The organism is Actinomyces sp. ICM39, from assembly GCF_000282935.1.
GTDB classification, from domain to species: Bacteria; Actinomycetota; Actinomycetes; order Actinomycetales; family Actinomycetaceae; genus Pauljensenia; species Pauljensenia odontolytica_B.
The window spans coordinates 1-2558 of record NZ_ALCB01000038.1 but is presented as its reverse complement, the minus strand read 5'-3'; the positions used below and the strand labels follow the sequence as shown (position 1 = coordinate 2558).

The following is a 2558-nucleotide window of genomic DNA, read 5'->3' as shown; positions in this document are numbered from 1 at the left end:
GCCCAGGCCCTCCGGCTCGTCCTTCACCATCCGCACCGGCGCACCTGGTGTACAGGCGCGCTTAGCGAGCCTAGCCTGGTCTCGTCCGTGCGTGTTACGCCCTGAGCGCATCGGACTCATATCGCGCAACCTCGTCTTGCACTCAAGGGTGGCGAGTGCCAAAATCGTAGTTAGCACTCCGACATGGAGAGTGATAAGACCACCGGTTCGATGAGGCCACCTCAAAAGCGTGGCCGTCCGTCGCGGGCATCGAACCCGATCCGCATCGCGGAAGGACACATTTTCAATGAGCAAGATCATCAAGTTTGATGAGGATGCCCGTCGTGGCATGGAGAACGGCCTCAACCTGCTGGCCGACACCGTCAAGGTGACGCTTGGCCCCAAGGGCCGCAACGTCGTGCTCGACAAGAAGTGGGGCGCCCCCACGATCACTAAGGATGGCGTCTCCGTCGCCAAGGAAATCGACCTCGACGATCCGTTCGAGCGCATCGGCGCCGAGCTGGTGAAGGAAGTTGCCAAGAAGACCGACGACGTCGCGGGTGACGGCACCACCACCGCGACCGTTCTGGCTCAGGCGCTGGTCCACGAGGGCCTGCGTAACGTCGCCGCCGGCTCCAACCCGATCGCCCTCAAGCGCGGCATCGACCAGGCCGTCGAGGCCATCGTCGAGCAGCTGCACGCCGACGCCAAGCCCGTCGAGACCACCGAGCAGATCGCTGCCACGGCCTCCATCTCCGCCAATGATCCCGCCATCGGCAAGCTCATCGCCGAGGCTTTCGAGAAGGTCGGCGCCGAGGGCGTCGTCACCGTTGAGGAGACCAACTCCTTCGACACCACCCTGGAGACCACCGAGGGTATGCGCTTCGACAAGGGCTACCTGTCGGCCTACTTCGTGACCGACCAGGAGCGCCAGGAAGCCGTCCTGGAGGACGCCTACGTCCTCCTCATGGACTCCAAGATCTCCAACGTCAAGGACATCGTCCCCGTCCTGGAGAAGGTCATGCAGACCGGCAAGCCCCTCGCTATCATCGCCGAGGACGTCGAGGGCGAAGCCCTCGCCACGCTGGTTGTCAACAAGATTCGCGGCACCTTCAAGTCCGTGGCCGTCAAGGCCCCCGGCTTCGGCGAGCGCCGCAAGGCGATGCTGCAGGACATGGCCATCCTGACGGGCGGCCAGGTCATCTCCGAGACCGTCGGCCTCTCCCTCGAGAACGCTGACCTCGAGCTGCTGGGCCGCGCCCGCAAGATCGTCGTCTCCAAGGACGAGACCACCATCGTCGAGGGCGCTGGCGACAAGGACATGCTGGATGCCCGCGTGCGCCAGATCCGCCAGGAGATCGAGAACACCGACTCCGACTACGACCGCGAGAAGCTGCAGGAGCGCCTCGCCAAGCTGGCTGGCGGCGTCGCCGTCATCAAGTCCGGCGCGGCCACCGAGGTTGAGCTCAAGGAGCGCAAGCACCGCATCGAGGACGCCGTTCGTAACGCTCGCGCGGCTTCCGAAGAGGGCCTGGTCGCCGGTGGTGGCGTCGCCCTGATCCAGGCCGCCGCCGTGGCGCTGCCCAAGCTCGACGCTCTCACCGGCGACGAGGCGACCGGCGTGAACATCGTGCGCCTGTCCGTCTCCGCTCCGCTCAAGCAGATCGCTGAGAACGCGGGCGTCGAGGGCGGCGTCGTCGCTGATCGCGTTGCCAACATGGAGCCCGGCCACGGCCTGAACGCCGCGACCGGCGAGTACACCGACCTCATGGCCGCCGGCATCTCCGACCCGGTCAAGGTCACCCGTTCCGCGCTGCAGAACGCAGCGTCGATCGCAGGCATGTTCCTGACGACCGAGGCCGTTGTCGCTGACAAGCCCGAGGCTCCGGCCGCCGGTGGCGACGACGCTGGCGCTGGCATGGGCGGCATGTACTGATCCGCTCGGCGTTAAGCTGATCCGCCTGGGGGTGGGACTCGTAAGGGTCCCGCCCCCAGGCGTTTCTGTCTGTCTGTGCCCGCGTGCAACGAGGTTGTGGTGCCTCGTGGGGAACGGGGCGTAGCGCGCGGTTGTCAGACTCCCGCGAACAGCGACGCGGAGTGTGCCTCCGCGTCCGAATAGGTCGCTGCGGCGACCTGCAGTTGCGTGGAGATAGCGTCGAGGGCGTCGTGCGTCTGTGCCTGGATGCCCTGCCACTGGGTGATCGTGGCCTGGAAGTTGACCTGAGCTCCGCCGGTCCAGGAGTCCTGCAAGGCTAAGAGCTGGGCCATCATCGCATCGACTTCGGTGCGAATGGTGGATGCGGTCGTGCAAGCCTGGGCGGAGGCAGCAGCAATTTGTTCGGCGTCGACGGCGTATGCGGTCATGGTGTCACTCCTTTGTGGGACCCCGGGTGGGTCCGTCGACATCGACGCTACGCGCGTGACGACGCGTGATCCAGGCAGAAACGAAGCCCTGTGGATAAACGCCCGCGCCGAAAAGTGCCTGTGGATAGCCCAAGGCGTACCCGTGCTGCTGACGGGCAAGCTACTGGAGGGCCTGGTCGCGGTGCCGGTGGGTGGCGGCAGGGCCAGGGCGGGCC

Annotated in this window: 2 protein-coding genes; one reads left to right on the top strand and one right to left on the bottom strand. The window is 66.0% G+C overall.

Translation table 11 applies throughout. The annotated features are described in order from the left end of the window. Positions 1-286 precede the first annotated feature (286 nt). A complete protein-coding gene (gene groL, locus HMPREF1137_RS02060; RefSeq protein WP_007588338.1) occupies positions 287-1915 on the top strand; it encodes a chaperonin GroEL in 1629 nt (542 codons plus the stop codon). Positions 1916-2049: 134 nt separating this feature from the next. On the opposite strand, the gene HMPREF1137_RS02055 is transcribed toward groL, so the two are convergent. Beyond that, a complete protein-coding gene (locus HMPREF1137_RS02055; RefSeq protein WP_007588339.1) occupies positions 2050-2343 on the bottom strand; it encodes a WXG100 family type VII secretion target in 294 nt (97 codons plus the stop codon). Between the last annotated feature and the right edge of the window lie 215 nt (positions 2344-2558).

Excerpts from the sequence above, each read along its gene's own strand:
- groL (WP_007588338.1), top strand. The coding sequence starts at position 287 with ATGAGCAAGATCATCAAGTTTGATGAGGATGCCCGTCGTGGCATGGAG.
- HMPREF1137_RS02055 (WP_007588339.1), bottom strand. The coding sequence starts at position 2,343 with ATGACCGCATACGCCGTCGACGCCGAACAAATTGCTGCTGCCTCCGCC.